Genomic DNA, 19,216 nt, shown 5'->3' with positions numbered 1-19,216 from the left:
TCACGCCCCCTGCGCCGAGGTCGGGCAAAGCCCGGACGCGCTGCCGGGACAGGAGGACCTCATGCATCGAAACCTGAAACGCCGTCAGCTCCTCGAAGCTCGCGCTCATGCCATGCGGGCCGCTCCCACCTGGAGCGAGCAGGCGATGCTGCGGTTGCTTCGAGTTGCGAAGCTCGGCGTTGCGGTCAAGCGGCAGGTGGTCGTCGGGCCATTCGTGGCGGACTTCGCGGTGCCGAGCGCAAAATTGATCATCGAGGTCGACGGGGCGTGGCATGCCGCCCGGGGCGCGGCCGATGCCCGCCGGGACCGCAAGCTCGCGCGGCTCGGGTGGCGGGTGTTGCGGCTCGAGGCTGAGCTCGTGCTCCGGGCGCCGGACGTCGCGCTCGCGCTGGTGCGCGAGGCGCTCGGGTGAGCCGCCTGGGCCTCACCGTCAACGAAGACATCAAGAACGGCGTCACCTACTCGCTCCTGATGCAGAAGCTCGCCCCCGACAGCGTGGCCGACTTCATCCGCGCCGAGTTCGACAAGGTGGCGGTCGCCCACTCGACCTTCACCGACGACTCGCTCAGCCTCATCGTCCGCTCGTCCGAAGGCGTGCTCCGCCGCGCGAGAACCTATGCCTGAGCGCCCCGCTCGAGGCCGTGCGCGACCGCACCAAAACCGTCGACCTGAAGCAAATCAACCGCGTTTTGCTCCAGCCACACTGGCGCAAGGAGGTCGATCTGCCGCAGTAGCGACTTCGCTGCACGCGGCCAGCGCCGTCGTGGTGCCCACCAGCGCTACGACGGCGTTGGTCGTTTCGAGCCCGGAGAACTGCGACCATCCCGGTCGCGAATTACGATGCCAGCACGAGCTTTTTCGAAATTCTCTACGACGTCAGTTTTGGATTTCTCTACGACGTAAATTCGGCCGGCAACAGCTGTTCGACCATGCCGTGGACGAGGGGTTCGAGCTGTAGCCGCGGCTCGCGACCAAACCGTGAGCGCCACCTCACGCGGAGTCGTGGCCGCTGACGGTGCAATGATCGTCGCCGTTTGACGTAGGCGCGTGCGGGGTACTGCCCTCCGGATGCGCCGCGCGCACCCAGAGCGCCGCTACCCCGCTGATGATCACGAACACCGCATGCCATGTCGTTCCGAACGGCGCGCCAACAACCACCAGGCTGGTTCCGAAGTCGCTGAGCAGCTCCGCGCCACCTGACAAGCCGGCGAGGAAAAGCCCAGCTGGGAGAGCGAAAAAAATCACTAGCTGCGCGCCAGAGAGCACCGGAACCATGGACAGCCACTCGGTCCGCCTTCGTAGCAACTGCAATCCCGCGAACAGCATCGCGCTATCGCCACTGAGCGCCCAGAACCTGCCCAATCGTTGCACAGATTGACCGACCATCCCCCCAGTGCCACCCCAGCCCATTTGAAGCAAGTACGCGGCACCGATCGCACCGATCGCAACCGCACCGAGGCCGACAAACACCGTGACGATGGCCACTCCTTTGGGAGCTTGGCCGGCGCTCGACGCTATGTAGCGAGGCATCGGCATCCGCCTACGGGAAGTACTTCTTCTTGGCCGCCTTGCAGGCGTCCGCGGCATCCTCGGTCACGCAGAGCACATAGCAGGAGCCGAGAAGTCCGGAATAAGCAGTGGAACAGCCCTCCTGGCAGATGCTGCGGAAAATACTTCCATACGGGTACTTCGAGTTGCACTTCCCGCCGCACTTAAGCACCCAGCCATACGCATCATGTTTGCAAGCTTTGCATCCAGGGCCGAAGCCAGTCGGATCTTGGTAGGAAACCGGGTCATTGTCGACGTAAGCATATGAATTTCCGTTGTTCGTTTCCCAGCTGCCCGGATCCTTCCCCGTCCACCTCCCCACCATCGGGTCGTAATCCCTCGCACCAAACCGGGTCAGCCCGGTCTCCGCATCGAGCATCCCTCCCGCGAAGCCAAACGGCAGGAAATCAGCCGTTCCCGACTGCACGGTGCGATTGCCCCACGCATCGAAGTCCGCGCGCCAGGCCACTGCGCCATTCGCGACGTTCACGAGCGCGCGCGGCGAGCCGAGGTGATCCGAGAGCACCCGGTACGTGACGCCGCCCCGCACCATGTACTCCGGCACGTTGCTCTTCGACCCGTAGACAAACCTCGCCACCAGGTTGCCGGCCCCATCCAGCTCCGCCACCGGGTTGAGCTGATCCCGGTAGAGCCACGCCTTCTCGAGCACGCCGTTCTTCTTCTTGCCGACGCGTCGATCTTGACCGTCGACGAGGTACTGGATCACGTCGCCGCTCGGCAGGTCGACCTGCACCAAGTTCCCGCGCACGTCGAAGGTGTACGTCGTCGTGCCGGATGAGTCGGTCTTCGTTCGCAGCTCCCCGTTGGCGGTGTACGTGTAGCTCGTGCCACCGTAGCTCAGCAGCCGATCCTGGGCGTCGTACACGCCGGCCGTGGTCCCGGTCGGCGTCGTCAGCAGCGTGCGATTCCCGTTCGGATCGTAGTCGAAGTGCTCGAACAGCGATCCATCCTTCTGCACGTCGATGAGCCGCCCGCGAAGATCATACGAGTATCGCCACGTCGTGCTCGCGCCTCCGTTGGCCTCGACGCGCTGCACGATGCGCCCGAGGGCGTCGCGCGGGTTGCTGGCCGTGTCGACGACCTCGCTGAATACGTTCGTCGCCCCCACCTTGCCCGTGTAGCTCGCGAGCTCCCCGAACACGTTGTACGTCAGCGTATCGGCGACCACGCCGTGCGTGCTCCCGGTGACGAGGCCGTTGCCAGCGTTCAGCGTGAGCTTCAGCGCGTCCGTTCCGCCCGGCGAACACGAACTGGGCGACGCGCAGATCAGGATGTCGTCGTTGTCGTAGCCGAAGGCCACCGGGGAGGTCGTCGCGCCCACCGTCACCGTTTCGCTGGTGACCCGGAAGCTCGCGTCGTGGCCGAAAGTCACGCTGCCGGCGACAGGGCCCGACCACGTCAGGCTCTTAAGCAGGATCCCATCGTAGCTGTGATCGAGAACCACGCCGCTCGGATCGGTGATGCGCTGAAGTCGTCCCGGTGCGCAGCTAGGGCAAGGCGTCAGCCCGAAGTAGTCGTAGTCCACGTTGCCGGTGGGTGTCGTGAGCAAGTCGAGCTTGCCCGCCGCGTCGTAGGTCCTGCCCACGAGCAAGCCGTCGGGTCTCGTTGTCTGCGTCAGCTGCTTGTCCACGTTGTACGCGAACAGTGTAGCCGGGGCCGGCACTCCCGGCACGCTCGGCGGCGTGTAGGCCGAGAGCAAGTCTACGGGAGTAAAGGACTGGCCGTGAGCCGGTTGGCCGGGCGGGGTCACGCTGGTCAGGTTGCTGTTGCCGTCCCAGGAGAAGCTGGTCAGCGCACCGTCGGGGTCGAGCTGTTGCAGGACACGACCTGTCGCGTCAGGCGAGAAGCTGGTGGTCTGGCTGAGGGCGTTCGTGACCCACTGCACGTAGCCGTTGCGGGCGTCGGCGGTGTTGAAATAGGTCGTGCTCCGCGTGCGCGGACCCTGCGTCACCGTCGCGAGCCTGCCCCGCGAATCGTAGACGAAGTCGACGGGGGTGATGCCCGTGACCTCTCGGCGCGTGACTCGCATCTGCGGGTCGTGAAACGTCTTCGTGACTCGGCTGGCCGGGCTCGTGATCGTCGTTGTTCGCGTGGGCTTGTCGAATTCGGTGCGCGTGATACGTCCGTTGACGTTCACGAGATCCGTTTGCAGCGTGAATGCGAAGGGGTCGCTGGGGCTGGTGCCGGTGACCGTCCGGGTCAACGTCTCGGTGCGCAGAAGGCCACTCGGCGTGCGCGTTGTTCGCGTGACGACCGGCGCGTTGAGCCCGAACCTGGGATCGGGTTTCTCCGTCATCGTGTACACGGTGCCGTCGGGCGTCGTGATCGTCTCCGTGCCGTTGAGAGGGTGGAGCTGCGTCGACACGGTGCCGTCAGGGAACGTGTTGGTCCGAAGCTCGCCCCCGGTCGCGAGCAGGTCCACGTCGTAGGTCGTCGTGCGGCCGAGCGCCGTGGATTTGAATGAGCTGTAGCCGGAGTAGTCACCAGCGCGGTCGAAAGCGAAAACCCCAGACGCGGCGTTGGCGTCGGAGACAACACGCCCGAGGACATCATAGGTCATCGCGCTGGTGTTGCTGCGCGCGTCGGTGAACGACGTCATCAGGCCATCGGCCGTGTAGCTCGCGCTGACAACCTCGTTCGCAGGGCTGACGATGCTGGAGAGATAGCCATTCGCGTCCACGTCGAGCGAGGTCACATGCCCGTAGGGCCCAGTGACTTGCACGGGATTTCCTGCCGAATCATGCGCGATGGTCGTGATGTTGCCGTCGGCGTCGGAGATCGATGCCAGCCGCCCCGCACTGTCGTACCCAAACGTCAGACGCGTGGCTCCCGTGCGGGCGTCGCGGGTTTCGAGGTGTCGGCCGCGCGAGTCAAAGGTGTAGACCTCCCCGGCATCAGCGCCGGCGACTGCGTAGCCCGTGCCTCCGACGCCGCCGAGCTTGGGGAGCGGCGGTGCGAGACGCCAGACGTTGTTCGTGGGAGCACCACCGCTGGCAACGACAAGAGTACCATCGGGTGCCAGCGCGACGTCCTGCGCGCCGATGGTGGCCAGGCGGCCCGGAGTGCCTTCAACGGCTGGGATCCCGGTTCCGGTGAAGGTCCCCGCGAAGGTTCGGATGTTGCCCTCGGGGGTGATGGCTCGAACCGTTGGGCGACCGCCTCCGTCGGTGTAGACGATTGTCCCGTCGTCCAGCGGCAGGACGGAGGTCGGAAGCATGGCCGCGTCCACGGCGACCATGCCGTCCGTCGAAGGACACCCGGACACGAGGCAGCCGCCCAGGCGATGAATGAAGCCCGCGCTATCGACGTAGCGCACCTGTCCGACGATGTTGTCCGCGATGTACAGGTCACCAGTTCGGCTGAACGCGATGCCCTGCGGCCACACGACTGCAGTCGTCGCGCGCACGTCGTTGACCGTCGAGCTGCCGCCTCCGCCGTTTCCTACCTTGGTCGCGATCTTGCCGTCTGCGCCGACCCGGCGCACACGTCCGTTGTTGTAGTCCGCGATGAACAAGGCTCCGTCCGGCCCCAGCGCGACCCCCGTCGGCCCGCTCAACCGGGCCGATGTCGCTAGGCCCTGATCCCCAGTGAAGCCGGAGATCCCAGTGCCCGCCACCGTGGTGATGATCCCGTTCGGGGCGACCTTGCGCACGACGTGGTTGGTCCGGTCCGCTATGTAGAGGGTTCCATCTGGAGCCAGGGCCAGGCCACGGGGACCGTTGAGCCGCGCGCTCGTGGCGAGCCCTCCGTCCCCCGTGTAGCCCGCGAGATTCTGCGTGCCGGCCTTGATGGTAATCGGACCGCTCGTCGGAATGCGCCAGATGACCTGCGCCGAAATGTCGGAAGCGTACACAGTGCCATCACCCGCGATGGCAACGTTTGTGGCAATGCCCACCCCGGCCAAGCTGAGCACGTTTGCGATCACTGCCGGCAGGTCCGGGGCGCTTCGGCGCGTGCCATCACCCTTGAACAGGACTTGCCCCACTGGGTCGTAGCCGTGGTGCGCGCTGATGGACCAGCCAGCTAGACCCATGGGCTTCGAGTCCCACGGACCGAGCGGACCGCCGAAGACCCGTCGCGAGCTGATTTCGGCGCGGCTCGCGTTGAAATCCAAAGTGACCCCCGTGCCGTAGTCGGCGAAGGAACTGCCCTCTTCGTAGATCGCGTCGAATACCCAATCGAGGGTGACTTGTGCAGGCTGCCTGCCCTGCGTCAGACGCCCGAACGCATCCCGCCCGTCCCACACGAACTGGAAGTCCTGATTCGGCAACGGCGAGAAACTCTGACGAGTGACCTGACCGGCAACGCTGATCTCCAGGTCGATGCGCTTCAGATCGGGCGGCACCGATGGGCCACTCAACAGCACGTTTAGAGCGCGGGAGTTCCGGCGTCCGAACGTGCGGTCGCTCGAGTAGACGAGTTCGAACGGAGTGCCCGCCAGCGGAACGCTCTCCTGCAGAACTTGGCTCTGGCACTCGAGTGTCGAGGCCCCTCCCTGTCCGCAGGGGTCGTTGGGATCTGGAGTCGGACCCGGCTGCGGACCCCAGCCGCCGGTGTTACCGGATCCGCCGGTGTTGCCGGACCCCGCATTTCCACTGGTGTTGCCCGAACCGCCGGTATCGCCTGAACCGCCCGAACCGCCGGTATCGCCTGAACCGCCCGTGCCTCCGGTATCGCCTGAGCCGCCCGTGCCACCCGAGCCACCGGTGCCACCCGAGCCGCCGGTGCCGCCCGAGCCGCCGGTGCCGCCCGAGCCGCCGGTGCCGCCCGAGCCGCCGGTGCCGCCCGAGCCGCCGGTGCCGCCCGAGCCGCCGGACCCACCGGAGCCGCCCGAGCCTCCGGTACCAGCAGTGCCGCCATTACCGGAGGTCCCGCCGTTGCCACCCCCGCCTGGCCACTTCGGAGGAGGCGGAGGCGGGCTGCTGGGCTTCTTCCCGGGGTAGTTGCAATCCACCGCTGTGAGGTGTGGCAACGTCAACCGCCACACGCTGCTTCCAGCTGAGTAGAGCGAGCCGAGCTCCGCAAGCTCCGCCGACGTGATGCCCCGCGCGGCGAGCTCCGGGCCGGTGTCGGGGAGACCGTCTCCGGTCGCGTCGATCACGGCCGCTCCGCCGGAAACTGACAGAATGCGAAGCACGAAACCGCTGGGCTCGGCCACCCAATGACCCAGCCCGCGATTGTACGTGCCGACAGGAAGGACTTTGCCTGCCGCGATGCCAAGGAAGTTGTCGACGTAGACGACAATCGGCTGGTCAAAGCTGACGCTCGCCGCTCCAGCGGTGATCGCCTCGTCCGCCGAGAGCTCGACCGCGTAGGTGTACACGCTCGTCGACGGAAGCGGTGCTGGCATCGCCTTTGGGCCGTTCGCCCCGACCGTGTACTCCGTCGCTCGCATGTGCAACGAGGTCAGGGGCGTGGTGGTCCCATCGGGCATCACCAGCACCGCCGAGGTGCCGGTGGGAAACAGCATCGTCGCTTGGCGAGCGCCGTTGCCGTCAGCTACGACGCTGCCTCGCGCCACCTGAAACGCCACCGGAGAAGTGAGGTCGACTTCCGTGACCACCGGGTCGTGCGAAACGAGTACCAAGTCCGAGACTCGGCCGATCTCGCCCCACTGCACGCGGATGGGCCGATGCGCAGGCAGGAAGCCAGCTTTCGAGAACGAGACCAGCAGCTCGCCACCACCGTTCACGACCAGATCGAAGCCACCGTTCGAGTCGGTGAGTGTCTGCCCAAACTCCGGGTGGCCTTGGATGCTCACCGCGACGCCCTGCAGCGGCGCGCCTGCCCGGTCTCGGACCTCGCCATGGACCACAGCGGCCCGCCGCGCGTCGATCGTGCCAGGCGCGACGCCCGATTGCACCGGGTTCGTCCCGGAGAAGATCCAGCTCATCGAGTCGAGGACATTCGTGGACACCGTGCGGTCCAGCGGCGAGCATCCAACATGACGTGGGCCTGTCACCGGGTCACAAAGATCGATCGTGCAGGCGTCTCCGTCATCGACGGAGATCGGAGTCCCTCCCAAACACGCCCCGGCCGCGTCGCACAAGGCTCCGATCGTGCATGCGTCAGCGTTGCACGGCGTCCCGGCCGGTGCCGGCGGATGGGTTACTCCTCCTGTGCCCGGGTCGCAGAGGTCCGCCGTGCATGCGTCGCCGTCGTCGATGCCTAGCGGCGTGCCGGGCTGACAAGTCCCCGCCGCGTCGCAGATCTCGTCGCCGTTGCACAGATCCCCATCCGCGCATGACGCGCCCGCGGTCACGGGCGTGTGGGTGACTCCCGCCTGCGGATCGCAAGCGTCGGTGGTGCACGGATTGCCGTCGTCGACCGAAGGAGGCGTCCCCGCTTGGCAGGCCCCTGCCGCGTCACACGTCTCAGCGCCGTTGCAGACATTCGAATCGCCGCACGACGTCCCGGCCGCAACCGGCGTGTGCGTGACGCCACCGCTTGGATCGCAAGCGTCGGCGGTGCAGGGGTTTCCGTCATCCGTGGCGACAGTCGTGCCGCCGGTGCACGCTCCACCGGAGCAACTCTCGCCGGTCGTGCAAGCGTTCGCGTCGTCGCAGCTCGAGCCGTTGGCCTTGTTGGGGTTCGAGCAAACCCCAGTGGCGGATGCACAAGTGCCGGCGACATGACACTGGTCGGACGCGGTGCAGACCACCGGGCTGCCGCCCGCGCAGGCGCCGGTCTGGCAAGTGTCCGTCTGCGTGCAACCGTTCCCGTCATCGCAGCTCGCGCCATCGGCCTTCGAGGGGTTGGAACAAACCCCCGTTGCAGGCGCGCAGGTTCCCGGGTCGTGGCACTGATCGCTCGCGGTGCAGACCTTCGGATTGCCACCGGCGCACGTGCCGGCCTGGCACGTGTCGGTCTGGGTACAGGCGTTGGAGTCGTCGCAGGAGGAGCCGTCGGCCTTCGCGGGGTTGGTGCAGGCCCCGGTGCTCGGGTTGCACGTGCCGGCGGTGTGGCACTGGTCGCTCGCGGTGCAGACGACGGGGTTCGCGCCGGTGCAGGTGCCGGACTGACAACTGTCGCTCTGCGTGCAGCCGTTCCCATCGTTACAGCTCGCTCCATTCGCTTTCTGGGGATTGGAGCAAGCGCCGGTCGCCGGGTTGCAAGTACCAGCGTCGTGACACTGATCGGACGCGGTGCAGACCACCGGAGTACCGGGTTGGCAGGTCCCGGCACCGTTACAGGTCTCGGCACCGTCACAAACGGTCGCGTTGGCGCAGCTCGATCCGGCCGGAAGCGGGTCATGGTGCACCTGTCCGGTGCCGGGATCGCAGGAGTCGGCGGTGCATGGGTTGCCATCGTTGGGATCGCCGGCACACGGCGTCGTCACGTCCTTGGTCAGCGAGACGCCTTCGCCCACAGAGACATCGCGTGCGACGAAGACTCCGGTCGCGACGGTTCCGGCCTTGAGCCAGAGTGTTCCGTTGGGCACTAGCAACCTGGCTTGCAGCACGTTGTCGAATCCGATCGCGGCGGCCTTGGGCGTACCGCCGAGGTTCCCGCTCGAGCCGTTGACGCCCTCGACGAAGATCTGAATATCGGGTGCACCGATCTCTGATCCCGCCGCCGGTCCGATGAACGCGCCCTGCCCGGGCTCGAGACGGTTCTTTATTCGGATCTCACAAGCTGCCGCGCACTCCACTCGGCTCTTGTCGCCCAGGTTGAGCCCGCCGAGGTTGTAGATGCCACCGCTCAGCGTGAGCACTGTCGGGTCGGCAGTCGTGCCTGCCTTCAGCAAGACGTCGCCGTAGCTCCCGGCGGCGAGTGTCAAATCCTCGCGCTGCTCCAGTGTTACCGCGGTCGTTCCCGCGCTGAACGTCGGGAAAGGCGGAACCGTGATCGACAGAGGCAGTGCGAGCGGCGTGACCGTGGCCCCGCTGATGTTCCCGTTGTTGACCAAGGTGTTGGTGCGCACGTCCCCGTTCACCGAGCCGCCCTGCTTGATCCGCACGCGGTTCGCACTGACCGTGCCGTTGACCGTCACGTTCTGGCCCACGACGGCCTCGGCATCGTCAGCAAGCACTGGGCCGGGGCTGACGTCGCAGATGTGCTTCAGGGAGAAAACGACGCGGTGATCGCGACCGAATGTGACGCAGCGTCAGCGTGCGTCGCGGCGCTCGCGAAGATCGTCGAGCGTCTTGCGCGGCGTGCTCTTGTGCAGTGCGAATACCTTCGCGTGACGCTCGACGAGCTCCGCGCTGCCGTCGAGAAGCTGCACGGTCTCGTGACGTTTCTCCTGACGCCGGAGGCCGAGGAGTTTCAGAAAACGCGCGCGGCCAGGGAAGCGGGGCTCGATTCGCAAGACGAACGCCCCGAGGAGAACTTGCGCCAGAAACGCGAAGTTCGGGGTCGGGGGCGGTGGCCCGGTGCCGTTAGATACTGCTGTGGTGCTGCCATGGCATCTGGTACGCTGCCCGCGCCTGGGGAACACCACGTCGGCTCGCGCCGCTACCAGACCGGAGTGCGTCATGAAGTTCAAATCCTTCCAACTGATGATCGGCTTGGGCCTCGGGGCGTTCGTCGTCTACGGCGTGCCGGCGTGCGGCGGTGACAGCGACAGCGACGACAAGAAAGGCACCGGCGGCAAGGACGCGGGCTCTGACACCGGCACCGGCGCGACGGGTGGCACCGGCGGTACGGGGGGTACCGGCGGCACGGGTGCGACCGGCGGTACGGGGGGTACCGGCGGTACGGGGGGTACCACCGTCACGAAAATCACGTGCTCATCCAATACGTGCACGTCGTACAACATCGTGATCACCGATCTGCCCCCGTGCTGCGCAGGCACCGCCAAGGACAAGTGCGGTGTGGACATCGATCAGTCGCTCGCCGACCAGATCGGCATCAAGGGCGGTTGTTTCGAGCTCGACCAGTCCGGCAACGCGGACACGTCCTGCCCGCCGCTCACCGGGGTGCCCGTCATCGGCACGCTCCCGGGGTGCTGCAACACCGCCGCCAGCAAATGCAGCTACAAGGTCGACATCTCGGCGATCGGCGGTCCCAACATGGGGTGTGTCGATCCGGCCAACGTGCCGAGTGAAGCCGGACCGCCCAGGATTGTGTCCCGGGTCAGCCGGGGGACGGCGGTAGCGATGCAACGACCGATGCAACGACCGATGCAACGACCGACGCGGCGACCGACGCGAGCTCCGAGGCCGCAACCGACGCGGCGGACGATGCGCCCACCGATTCTTCCAGCAGCGGCTGAGAGAACGCTGCCCGCACGTGGGGTGTCGCCCGCGCTCGCGCGCCGCTATCACTCGATCCCGACGATGAAGCCAACCCTCACCGGAAGCGGGCTGGTCGCCGGTGCGACCTTGCTCTTGCAAGCGTGTGCACCGCGGGCTGCCTGCCCCGCCAACGCACCGCCGACCGCCGCCGCGGTTTCCCTGCCTACCCCACCAGCGTCTCCGCCGCTTTCGCCCGATGGATCCGCCAAGAAGGAACGCCAGAAGGTCGCCGTTCTACCCATCGAAGACGACGACCTATTTCGTGAGGAGCGGCGGGCGCTCCGGGCAAAGCTCGCGGCGCGCATCGCCTCCGTCCTGCCGACCCACGACGTGATCTCGCTCACCGCGGTGGACGCCAAGCTCGAGCCCATCTCGAAGGCGGGCGCGCGCTGCGCTTACGAGGCAGTGCCTGCGGCGCGCCGGGTGAGCGGCCAAGGCTGGCTCACCACGGATGTGATCCACGTGTCCGGGTTCAAGACTGAACCCGAGCGGCTTTGGGTTCAGCTCTCGGATTGGCAGACGGTGAAACACACGCTGACCGGCGGCTGGGATCCCAAGCTCGAGCGCGTCCAGCGCTACGAGCAGGCGATCGCCGCGCTGGTGCCCCTGCCGGAGGGCGGTGGGCTCCTCGGTGGTCTCGGCGGCCGCTTCGTCCCGCGGGGTGAGGTGACCGTTGGTGCCCTGACCTTGTGTCAGCGCCACGGCTTTCATGACTGCCAACCGGCGACGAAGGCCTTCACGGATCGGGCCAGCGAGCTCAGCGCGTGCTTCGCGGGTGCCGACGACGAACGAGTGAAGCTTTTGTTCGAGGGCAGCGCCCGCTGCGAGCTCGAGAACCTCGACGATGTGAAGGGGGCCGCGGGGCGTCGCGAGGCTTGCTTGTGCGCGGCGCTCTCGAAGTCGGCAGGCGTGACCGCGACCCAGGGGCGCTCCCAGCTGGTGCTCCACTACGAGGCCAAAGAGCTGGTGGGCAAAGCGCGCCCGGAGCTGCGAGTGGTGGACGCCTCGTCCAACCTCCACGCTTCCGACGACTGGCACACCGTCGAGCGAAAGGTAGACGGCAAGAGCAACTACTCGTCGGTGCGCCGGCTCCAGGTGGACAACCTCGATGCCTTGGCGCCGTCGCTCGCACGCTGTGGGCTCGCGGCGGGCAGTCTCGTGGTCGCCGAGCTAGCCGTCAGTGAGGCCGGAGCCGTGCAAAAGTCCCGCGTGATCACCGGTGCCAAGAACAAAAGAGACAGCGCTTGCATCGACAAGGCGCTGACTGCGGCTGCGTTCGCGTGTACCGGTGACGGCAAACCCGCGACCGTGCGCCTGGCCATCAGCTGGCAAGAGTAGCCGCGACCGCACAGGACTGCCCGCCACCCCCGGCTCCGTCCGCGGGCCCGAGTCAACGCCCAGCGCTCACCCGCCCCGCGCCATGGTCAGATAACGCTCGATGCGTTGCTGCACGTCGGGGGTCAAGTTGCGGAACGACAGGCCGGCGCCCATCGGGTGTGCGTACACGACCCGGCACTGAACGGCGATCGGAGGGTCGTCGTGCTCGAGGCGGAAGCTCAGCTCGAGCTCGTTGCCGACCGAGAGTGTCGAGAGCGTTTCGATGAAGATCCCCCTGGAGCTGAGATCCGAGCTGCGGCAGCTGCCGAGATCGGTGACCTGGACGTCGCGGATGAACGAGATCCGCTCCTCGATGCGGCTGGGCGGCCCGGCGGTCATGGCTGGGGGCTGCATCGAGGGACGTGCCCGGTGTTTCAAATACCAAACCAGGGCCTCCGCGGCGGTCCGCGCGTTCTTCAGCTGATGCTCGCTGGCGCCGGACTCGGCAGCACGTCGCAGGAAGGCCTCGATCTCTTCGTTCCCGAAGTGCTCTGGGCGCAGCTTGGGAAAGCTCCGCAGGAACTGCTGCGCGATCTGCTGATACGCCGCCACGAACGCCTCCGGCATCGCGCTCTGGCGCACGAAGCTGATGAACTCGGCGACGAGCGCGTCCCTCACAGCTCCGCCACGATTCTCGCCAGCACGTAGACCATGAGTGCGGTGACCCAGAGCCCCGAGCGGCGTTTCATACCGACCTCCATGCCCCAGTACGGTGCGAGCGGCGGCACCACCAGCGCCAGGGGGCCGCGCCAGCGCGGGCGCTCGAGAGTCAGCCCGAAGGCGAGCGCCACGTGCGCCGTCAGGAGGGCGGCAAAGGAGACCACCAAGGCGATGAGGACTGCGGCGTCCAAGGCTGCTGGATCCTAGCTGATCGCGGGGATGTTCGACGAAATCTCGCGATTTCCTGGGGCCAGTCTTTTCGAAACCCTCCTCCAAACCCCTGCTAGACTGCCGCACCGTGCGTTTTCCGATCCTGCTGGCTTCCGCGACCGTCCTCGGTTTCCTTGCAACCTTGCCCGCGCTGCAGAGCGCCCGGGCGGAGGGGACGGCGACCCGCGCTGACATCATGCCGGTCAAGGACATCAAGCCTGGCATGAAGGGCTACGGCCTGACCGTGTTCGAGGGCACCAAGCCGGAGAAGTTCGACGTCGAGGTCATCGACGTGCTCAGGAACTTCCGCCCGCGCCAGGAGTTGATCCTCGTCAAGACCAAACACCCCCGCTTGGAGGTGGCCAAGGTCGTCGCCGGCATGAGCGGCAGCCCCATCTACCTCAACGGCAAGATGATCGGCGCCTACGCCTACGGCTGGACCTTCGGCAAGGAGCCGGTCGCCGGGGTCACGCCGATCCGCAACATGATCGACGAGCTCGAGCGCCCGCTGCCGAAGACCATCGATGGCTGGCCCATCTCGGTGTTGCCGCGAGCCGCAGGCGCCAAGGCTCAGCCGAAACACGCTTCGCGGGGTGCGTCCCAGAACCGCTTCTCGGGCAAACTCGCCGCCTACGATCTCGGTGAGCACGCCAAACAAATGGCCAAGCGCCAGCAGAAGTCCGTGGGTGGCTCGGGCACGGCGGTTCCGGTCTCCACACCGCTTCTGATCGGCGGCATGACGAGCGGTGCGGTCGAGCTGGCCAAGGAGCTGCTCTCCCCGCTCGGGCTCGAGCCGCTCCAGGCCGGCGGTGGCGGCGGCGTGGAGAAGGACGCTCCGACGAAATACGTCGACGGCGGCGCGATCGGCGTCGAGCTGATCCGTGGCGACATGAGCGCTCAGGGGCTCGGCACAGTGACCCGCGTCGAGGGTGACAAGCTGGTGGCGTTTGGTCACCCGATGATGGAATCCGGCGTTACCGCGCTGCCGACGGCCATCGGACGTGTGCTCTGGTTCTTGGCCAGCGACATGCGCTCTTTCAAGATCGGAATGCCCGTCCGCCCGCTGGGCGCGCTCGTGGCCGATCGCCAGGCGAGCATCGTCGTCTCGCAGTCGGCGAAGGCCCCGGTCATCCCGATCAAGATGAAGATCCACGGTGTGCCTGGCGCGCCGGATCAGGAATGGAACTTCGAGGTCGCTCACGAAAAATTCATGACCCCGGCCTTCCTCGCCATCGCGCTCGGCAGCGCCCTGCAAGCGACCGCCAACGAGAAACAGGACGTGAGCTGGACCGCGAAGAGCAAGCTGCGTGTCAAGAAGTACGGCAGCATCGTGCTCGAGGACTTCGGGGTGAGCATCGGGGGAACACCCGATCCCAACGAGTTCATCCGCTCGAACCTGTCGCGCGCCGTGGGCAGCCTGCTCAACAACACCTGGGAGCCGGTCATCCTCGAGGGCGTCGAGATGGAGATCGATCTCAAGTACGCGCGCGAGATCATGCGCCTGCGCGGCGCCGAGCTGCTCGACGCTGAGGTCGACGCCGGTGAGAACGCGCGCATCCGCCTCACGCTCGTCCCCTACGGTGGCAAGGAAGTCACGAAGGTCATCAGTGTGCCGATGCCAAAGCACCTGGCCGGGCGCACTGTCAGCCTCGAGATCGGTCCTGGCTACCTCGAGCGCCGCGATCTTGCCGATCCCGAGAACGTCGGGGAGCTGGTGAACAACCTGCAGAACCCGCTCTTCCCCCTCAAGACCATCGTCGTCTCCTATCAAGACCAGGACGGGGCGGTGGCTTACAAGGGGCGCATCGCCAAGCACCTGCCGCCGGGAGCGCTGGACGCGATCCGCCCGACCACGGCGTCGGTAGCTCCGGATTCGTTTCGCTCCGAGTCTCGCACGGTGATCCCGCTGGGCGAGTTCATGGTCGGGCAAGATCGCGTCGACGTCACCGTCAGGCCGGTCTTGCGCTGAAAACTCTTGGGAAGACCCGCGACTCTGGACGGAAAGTAAGGACCTCAACGTGGCTCATCGAATCAATTCTTGGGTGAAGAACGGCGCGCTTCGGCTCGCGATCCTGTCCGCCGGAGCGAGCACGCTCTTCGTGGCGTCGACTGCGCTTGCGGTGGGAACACGCACCTTCTCGCTGGACAAAGGCGACGACTTCAAGGGCGGTGACCTGAAAGGGGTGGCCGTCGACTCGAGCGGCAAGGTCCGCGCGGGGCTGTCCCTGGGAGCCACGAGTGTCAGCGACGCTTCGACCATCTGGGCCGTGCTCCCGGAGAAGGACGGGGGCTTTCTGCTCGGCACCGGTAACGAAGGGAAACTCCTGCGCCTCAAGGCAGGCAAGGTCTCGACCGTGGCCGAGACCAAGGCCCTGGTCATCACGTCGCTGGCCGAGGCCTGGGGCGGCACCGTCGTGATGGGGACCCTGCCGGACGGCAAGCTGATGAAGCTGGACCGGGGCAAGGTGACCGATCTGGCCACCCTGAAAGGGGCCGAGCACATCTGGTCCGTGGCCTTCGACAAGAAATCGAAGAGTGTGTTCGCCGCGACGGGCCCCGAAGGAAAGCTGTTCCGCATCGATCAGAACGGTACCGCGCAGGTCTATTTCGATGCGCCCGAACAGCACCTGATGAGCGTGGCGGTTGCGCCGGACGGCACGGTCTACGCCGGCTCCGGTGACAAGGCGAAGCTGTACAAGGTGACCGGGCCCGGGCGTGGCGCCGTCATGCACGACTTCGGTCGCACCGAGGTTCGGGCCATCAGTGTCAACGCGAAGGGAGAGGTCTTCGCGATTGCCAACGAGATCCAGTCGGGGGCGTACGCGCCGACCCGTCGTGACCGCATGGCCCCCGGTGCAGCGGGGCCCACCCAGAAGCCGCCAAAGACCAAGGGCAAGGGCACCTTGGTGCAGTTCGACACCGACGGCACGCCGGACGTGCTCCTGGACGAGAAGGAAGAGCACTTCACCAGCCTGACCCTGGGCGACGACGGAAAACCCTACGTCGGAACCGGGGCGGAAGGCCGCGTCTACAGCGTGGACGACGCCCACAATTCGGTGCTGGTCGCGGACACCGAGGAGCGGATGGTCGGAGCGCTGTCGATGTCGGGCAAGAACAAGTTCGTGGTCTCGAGTGACCCGGCGGTGTTCCACTCGGTCCGAGGAGTCGGCGGCAACGACAGCGTCTGGACGAGCAAGGTGCTCGACGCCGGGATCCGCGCCAAGTGGGGACGCATGAGCTGGGTATCGACCGGCCCCCTCGAGCTCTCGACTCGCAGCGGCAACAGCAAGGACCCTGATGACACCTGGAGCGCATGGGGCAAGGGGCTCGCGGCGCCGGGGTTGGCGGACGCACCGACCGCTCGTTTCCTGCAGGTGCGCGCCCGCTGGAACAAGGACGCAACCGCGGTGCTGTCGGAGCTCACGGTCCCCTTCGTCACCGACAACCTTCGCGCCGTCATCACGAGTGTCGAGGCGACGGGCGGAAAGAGCTCGAGCTCGTCGGATGCGGTGCCTCAGTCGGGTGGCCCCGTCGACGGCACGGCCAGCACCAAGGTTGCGCTCACCTGGAAGGTGGACAACCCCGACAAGGACAAACTCCGCTACAAACTCCAGTACCGCCTGGTGGGCACGACGACCTGGTACGAGTTGACGAAGCCGACCGAGAAGCTCACCAGCGAGACCTACTCCTGGGAGACGTCGGATTTGCCCGAGGGTGAGTACCGGGTGCGCGTTACGGCCAGTGACGAGCTGTCCAATCCGCCGGGGCGGGTGCGCAAGCACACGCTCGAGAGCGGGGTCGTGTTGGTGGACAACACGGCGCCGCGCATCGAGGGACTGCAGGTCACCGGTCGGCGCATTTCGGGTCGCGCCATCGACGGCGTCGGGCCCATTCAGCGCATCGAGGTCAGCGTCGTGGGTTCCGACGAGTGGTACCCCTTCGAGCCGAAAGACGGCATCTTCGACGAGCAGAGCGAAGCGTTCGAGGCCGACCTATCGAGCTTCGCGCCGGCGGGTGCACAGCTCGTCAGCATCCGCGTCTACGACAAGGCCAACAACTTCGTCGTGCGCAACGTCTCTTTGAAGTGAGCGCTCCGCCCCATGACAGGATTGTCATGGGGTAGGGAAAAGGGCGCAGCTGCCCCCGCGGTATTTGCGCGGCGGCACGCGGCGTGCTCTGTGATCTCCTGCTACATTCTCTTGGCGCCCCGCGATGGGTCACCTCTTCAACTCTCTGCTCCTCGTCGCCGCCGTTGGCAGTGCCGCCGTCCTGTCCGCGACGAGCTGCACCGCCGTGGATGACCAGTCAGCAGCGGGCGCCGGCGGAACCTGTGTCGGACCGTCCTGCAACCCCGAAGATGCCGGTCGAGATCAGATCGTCGCGGACGTACCGGTGCCGGACAGTCAGCCCGACGCGAAGCCGTCCAGCCTGAATGCGCTGTGTGGCACGAGCGGGTGTCTACCCGATGACCCGAACCCCAGCGAGTGTGCGGCGCCGCCGGATGTCGACGCCGGCCTCGGCGTTCCGGACGCCGCGGCCGCGGACGACGCGAGCGCCGGCGACTCGGACGCAGCGCCGCTGACGAAATACGGTTGTGGCGTGACCTCGATGGCGGGCCAGCCGACGACGGAGTGTGCTCTGGCTGGCAGTGGTGAGAGCGGCTCCCCGTGTGTTTCCGCGAGCGACTGCTCTCCGGGGCTGGCGTGTGTCAGCGAAGGGACGACGGCCGCGTGTCGCCCGTACTGCTGCGCGGAGTCGGCGACCTGCGGCGCCGGCGCCTTCTGCGCGGAGCGCACGCTCAAGGTCCAGAGCGGTGAGGCCGCCCTGCCCGTCCCGGTCTGTGTGCCAGCGGATGGGTGCAGTCTCGACGAACCGTACCCGTGCCCAAGCACCAAACAATGCAAATGCAAGCCGGGGACGGCCTGCGCGCTCGTCAAAGACGACGGTACGACGAGCTGCGTGACGCCGGGCGTCGGGCGAGTTGGCGAGGCCTGCCCCTGCGCGGCCGGCTACCTGTGCTCCAAGTCCACCGAGACCTGTCTCAAGTTGTGTTCCACGACCGCTTCGAAGCCCGAGTGTGGAAGCGGCAAGTGTCTGAGTGTCACCGGGTTACCGGACGGTTTTGGTGTCTGCGGCCTCGGGAGTCTTGGCGACGCGGGTTAGCGTGAGCGCCGCCGTCAAACGTCGGTCAGGCGTCTCGGTCTGAGCCCGAGACGAATCGTGCTCGGCGGTGCGACGCGCTCACCGCCCTCGAGCTGAGCGTTGAGCTCGGCTCCCAAGAGCAGTGCCGCACACCAGATCCAGAGCCAGGCCAGCGCTATCGCGACGGCGGCCAGGCTGCCGTAGAATACGGCAAAACTCTGGATGCTTCGAGCGTAGTAACCGAATGCGCTCGAGGCGATGCCGCCGATTGCAACCGTTGCCGATGCGCCCGGCCAGATGCGGCGGTTGAGGCCGGGCCTGTCGACCGCGATCCGGAAAAAGACTGCGAGCGCGACGGTTGCCGCGAGCAGCGCAATGACAATGGCTGCCACACGCTCCGCGGCCATTTCCTGGCCAGTCTGAAAGAATCCCAGGATCCGCGACGGCCCGCCGGCGATGGCCACTGCGAGCACCGTGCTGCCCGCGAAGATCAAGTTACACGCCAGCACACAGGTCAGCGCGATCAGGCGTTTTTTCCACCACGGGCGCCGCTTCGCTCGGACCGCCTGCTCGAACACACTCATCAACATGTGGAAGGCACTCGACGCGAGCCACAGCGAGCCGACGACTGCGATGGGAGCCACCGCGCCGCCCTTGAAACGCTGAAAATTCTTCTGGACGATGTCGTGCAACTCGAGCGGCGTGAGGTTCATGTAGAGGGACATCACGTCCATGGCTTCGTGGCTCTGACCCAGGAGGTGAGCTGCGAGCCAGCCTGCGAGCGCCAGCATCGGGATGGCGGCCAAGAACAGGTTGAACGCCATCGCACTGGCGATGCGCGCCGCGTTGTGGCGCGCCATGCCCATGCCCAGCGAGTACAGCCCCCGCCGCGCGGGTCCGCGATCCATGTAGTCGACGACCACTTGTCCCAGGCGTGAGAGGAGTGATTCGATTTTCGAGCTCAGGCGGGACATCGGGTCTTTTCTTGCTCAGCCGAGCATCATCGCATACGAACGGCG

The 19,216-nt window shown here is 66.6% G+C and carries 12 protein-coding genes; 6 read left to right on the top strand and 6 right to left on the bottom strand.

The genetic code is table 11. The annotated features are described in order from the left end of the window. Positions 1 to 61: 61 nt before the first annotated feature. Entirely contained in the window at positions 62 to 412 is a 351-nt protein-coding gene (locus IPI67_02430; protein MBK7579038.1) for a DUF559 domain-containing protein, read from the top strand. Further along, entirely contained in the window at positions 409 to 624 is a 216-nt protein-coding gene (locus tag IPI67_02425; GenBank protein MBK7579037.1) for a hypothetical protein, read from the top strand. The genes IPI67_02430 and IPI67_02425 overlap by 4 nt, the downstream gene beginning before the upstream one ends. 366 nt (positions 625 to 990) lie before the next feature. Here the strand turns inward: IPI67_02425 and IPI67_02420 are convergent, their stop codons facing one another. The 3 genes from IPI67_02420 to IPI67_02410 all read right to left on the bottom strand — a co-directional run bounded on the left by IPI67_02420 (position 991) and on the right by IPI67_02410 (position 10,048). Then, positions 991 to 1,485 (bottom strand): hypothetical protein, encoded by a 495-nt coding sequence (locus IPI67_02420; GenBank protein MBK7579036.1) that lies wholly within the window; start codon positions 1,483 to 1,485, stop codon positions 991 to 993. Between the two features lie 55 nt (positions 1,486 to 1,540). After that, complete coding sequence (locus IPI67_02415) at positions 1,541 to 9,574, bottom strand: RHS domain-containing protein (GenBank protein MBK7579035.1); 8,034 nt, start codon at positions 9,572 to 9,574, stop codon at positions 1,541 to 1,543. 102 nt (positions 9,575 to 9,676) lie between these two features. Beyond that, a complete protein-coding gene (locus tag IPI67_02410; protein ID MBK7579034.1) occupies positions 9,677 to 10,048 on the bottom strand; it encodes a hypothetical protein in 372 nt (123 codons plus the stop codon). Between IPI67_02410 and IPI67_02405 the strand changes: the two genes are divergently transcribed. Further along, positions 10,047 to 12,146, top strand: a complete 2,100-nt coding sequence (locus IPI67_02405; protein ID MBK7579033.1) for a hypothetical protein — start codon at positions 10,047 to 10,049, stop codon at positions 12,144 to 12,146. The two genes, IPI67_02410 and IPI67_02405, sit on opposite strands and share 2 nt — an antisense overlap. Before the next feature lie 66 nt (positions 12,147 to 12,212). Here IPI67_02405 and IPI67_02400 read toward each other — a convergent pair whose 3' ends face one another. Further along, complete coding sequence (locus IPI67_02400) at positions 12,213 to 12,803, bottom strand: PilZ domain-containing protein (GenBank protein MBK7579032.1); 591 nt, start codon at positions 12,801 to 12,803, stop codon at positions 12,213 to 12,215. Beyond that, positions 12,800 to 13,036, bottom strand: coding sequence for a hypothetical protein (locus tag IPI67_02395; GenBank protein ID MBK7579031.1), 237 nt, complete (start codon positions 13,034 to 13,036; stop codon positions 12,800 to 12,802). Before IPI67_02395 ends, IPI67_02400 begins: the two co-directional genes overlap by 4 nt. A 107-nt stretch (positions 13,037 to 13,143) precedes the next feature. Between IPI67_02395 and IPI67_02390 the strand changes: the two genes are divergently transcribed. The 3 genes from IPI67_02390 to IPI67_02380 all read left to right on the top strand — a co-directional run bounded on the left by IPI67_02390 (position 13,144) and on the right by IPI67_02380 (position 18,218). Further along, positions 13,144 to 15,024, top strand: a complete 1,881-nt coding sequence (locus tag IPI67_02390; GenBank protein ID MBK7579030.1) for a hypothetical protein — start codon at positions 13,144 to 13,146, stop codon at positions 15,022 to 15,024. Positions 15,025 to 15,073: 49 nt separating this feature from the next. Further along, positions 15,074 to 17,143 (top strand): fibronectin type III domain-containing protein, encoded by a 2,070-nt coding sequence (locus IPI67_02385; GenBank protein ID MBK7579029.1) that lies wholly within the window; start codon positions 15,074 to 15,076, stop codon positions 17,141 to 17,143. Positions 17,144 to 17,267: 124 nt separating this feature from the next. After that, complete coding sequence (locus tag IPI67_02380) at positions 17,268 to 18,218, top strand: hypothetical protein (protein MBK7579028.1); 951 nt, start codon at positions 17,268 to 17,270, stop codon at positions 18,216 to 18,218. Between the two features lie 14 nt (positions 18,219 to 18,232). On the opposite strand, the gene IPI67_02375 is transcribed toward IPI67_02380, so the two are convergent. Next, positions 18,233 to 19,171 carry a YihY/virulence factor BrkB family protein gene (locus IPI67_02375; GenBank protein ID MBK7579027.1) on the bottom strand — a complete coding sequence of 313 codons (939 nt, stop codon included), beginning with the start codon at positions 19,169 to 19,171 and terminating at the stop codon, positions 18,233 to 18,235. Between the last annotated feature and the right edge of the window lie 45 nt (positions 19,172 to 19,216).

This window comes from Myxococcales bacterium, assembly GCA_016706225.1.
In the GTDB taxonomy this organism is placed as follows: domain Bacteria; phylum Myxococcota_A; class Polyangia; order Polyangiales; family Polyangiaceae; genus JADJKB01.
The sequence above is the reverse complement of the archived record's forward strand: the minus strand, read 5'-3'. Positions and strand labels throughout refer to the sequence as shown.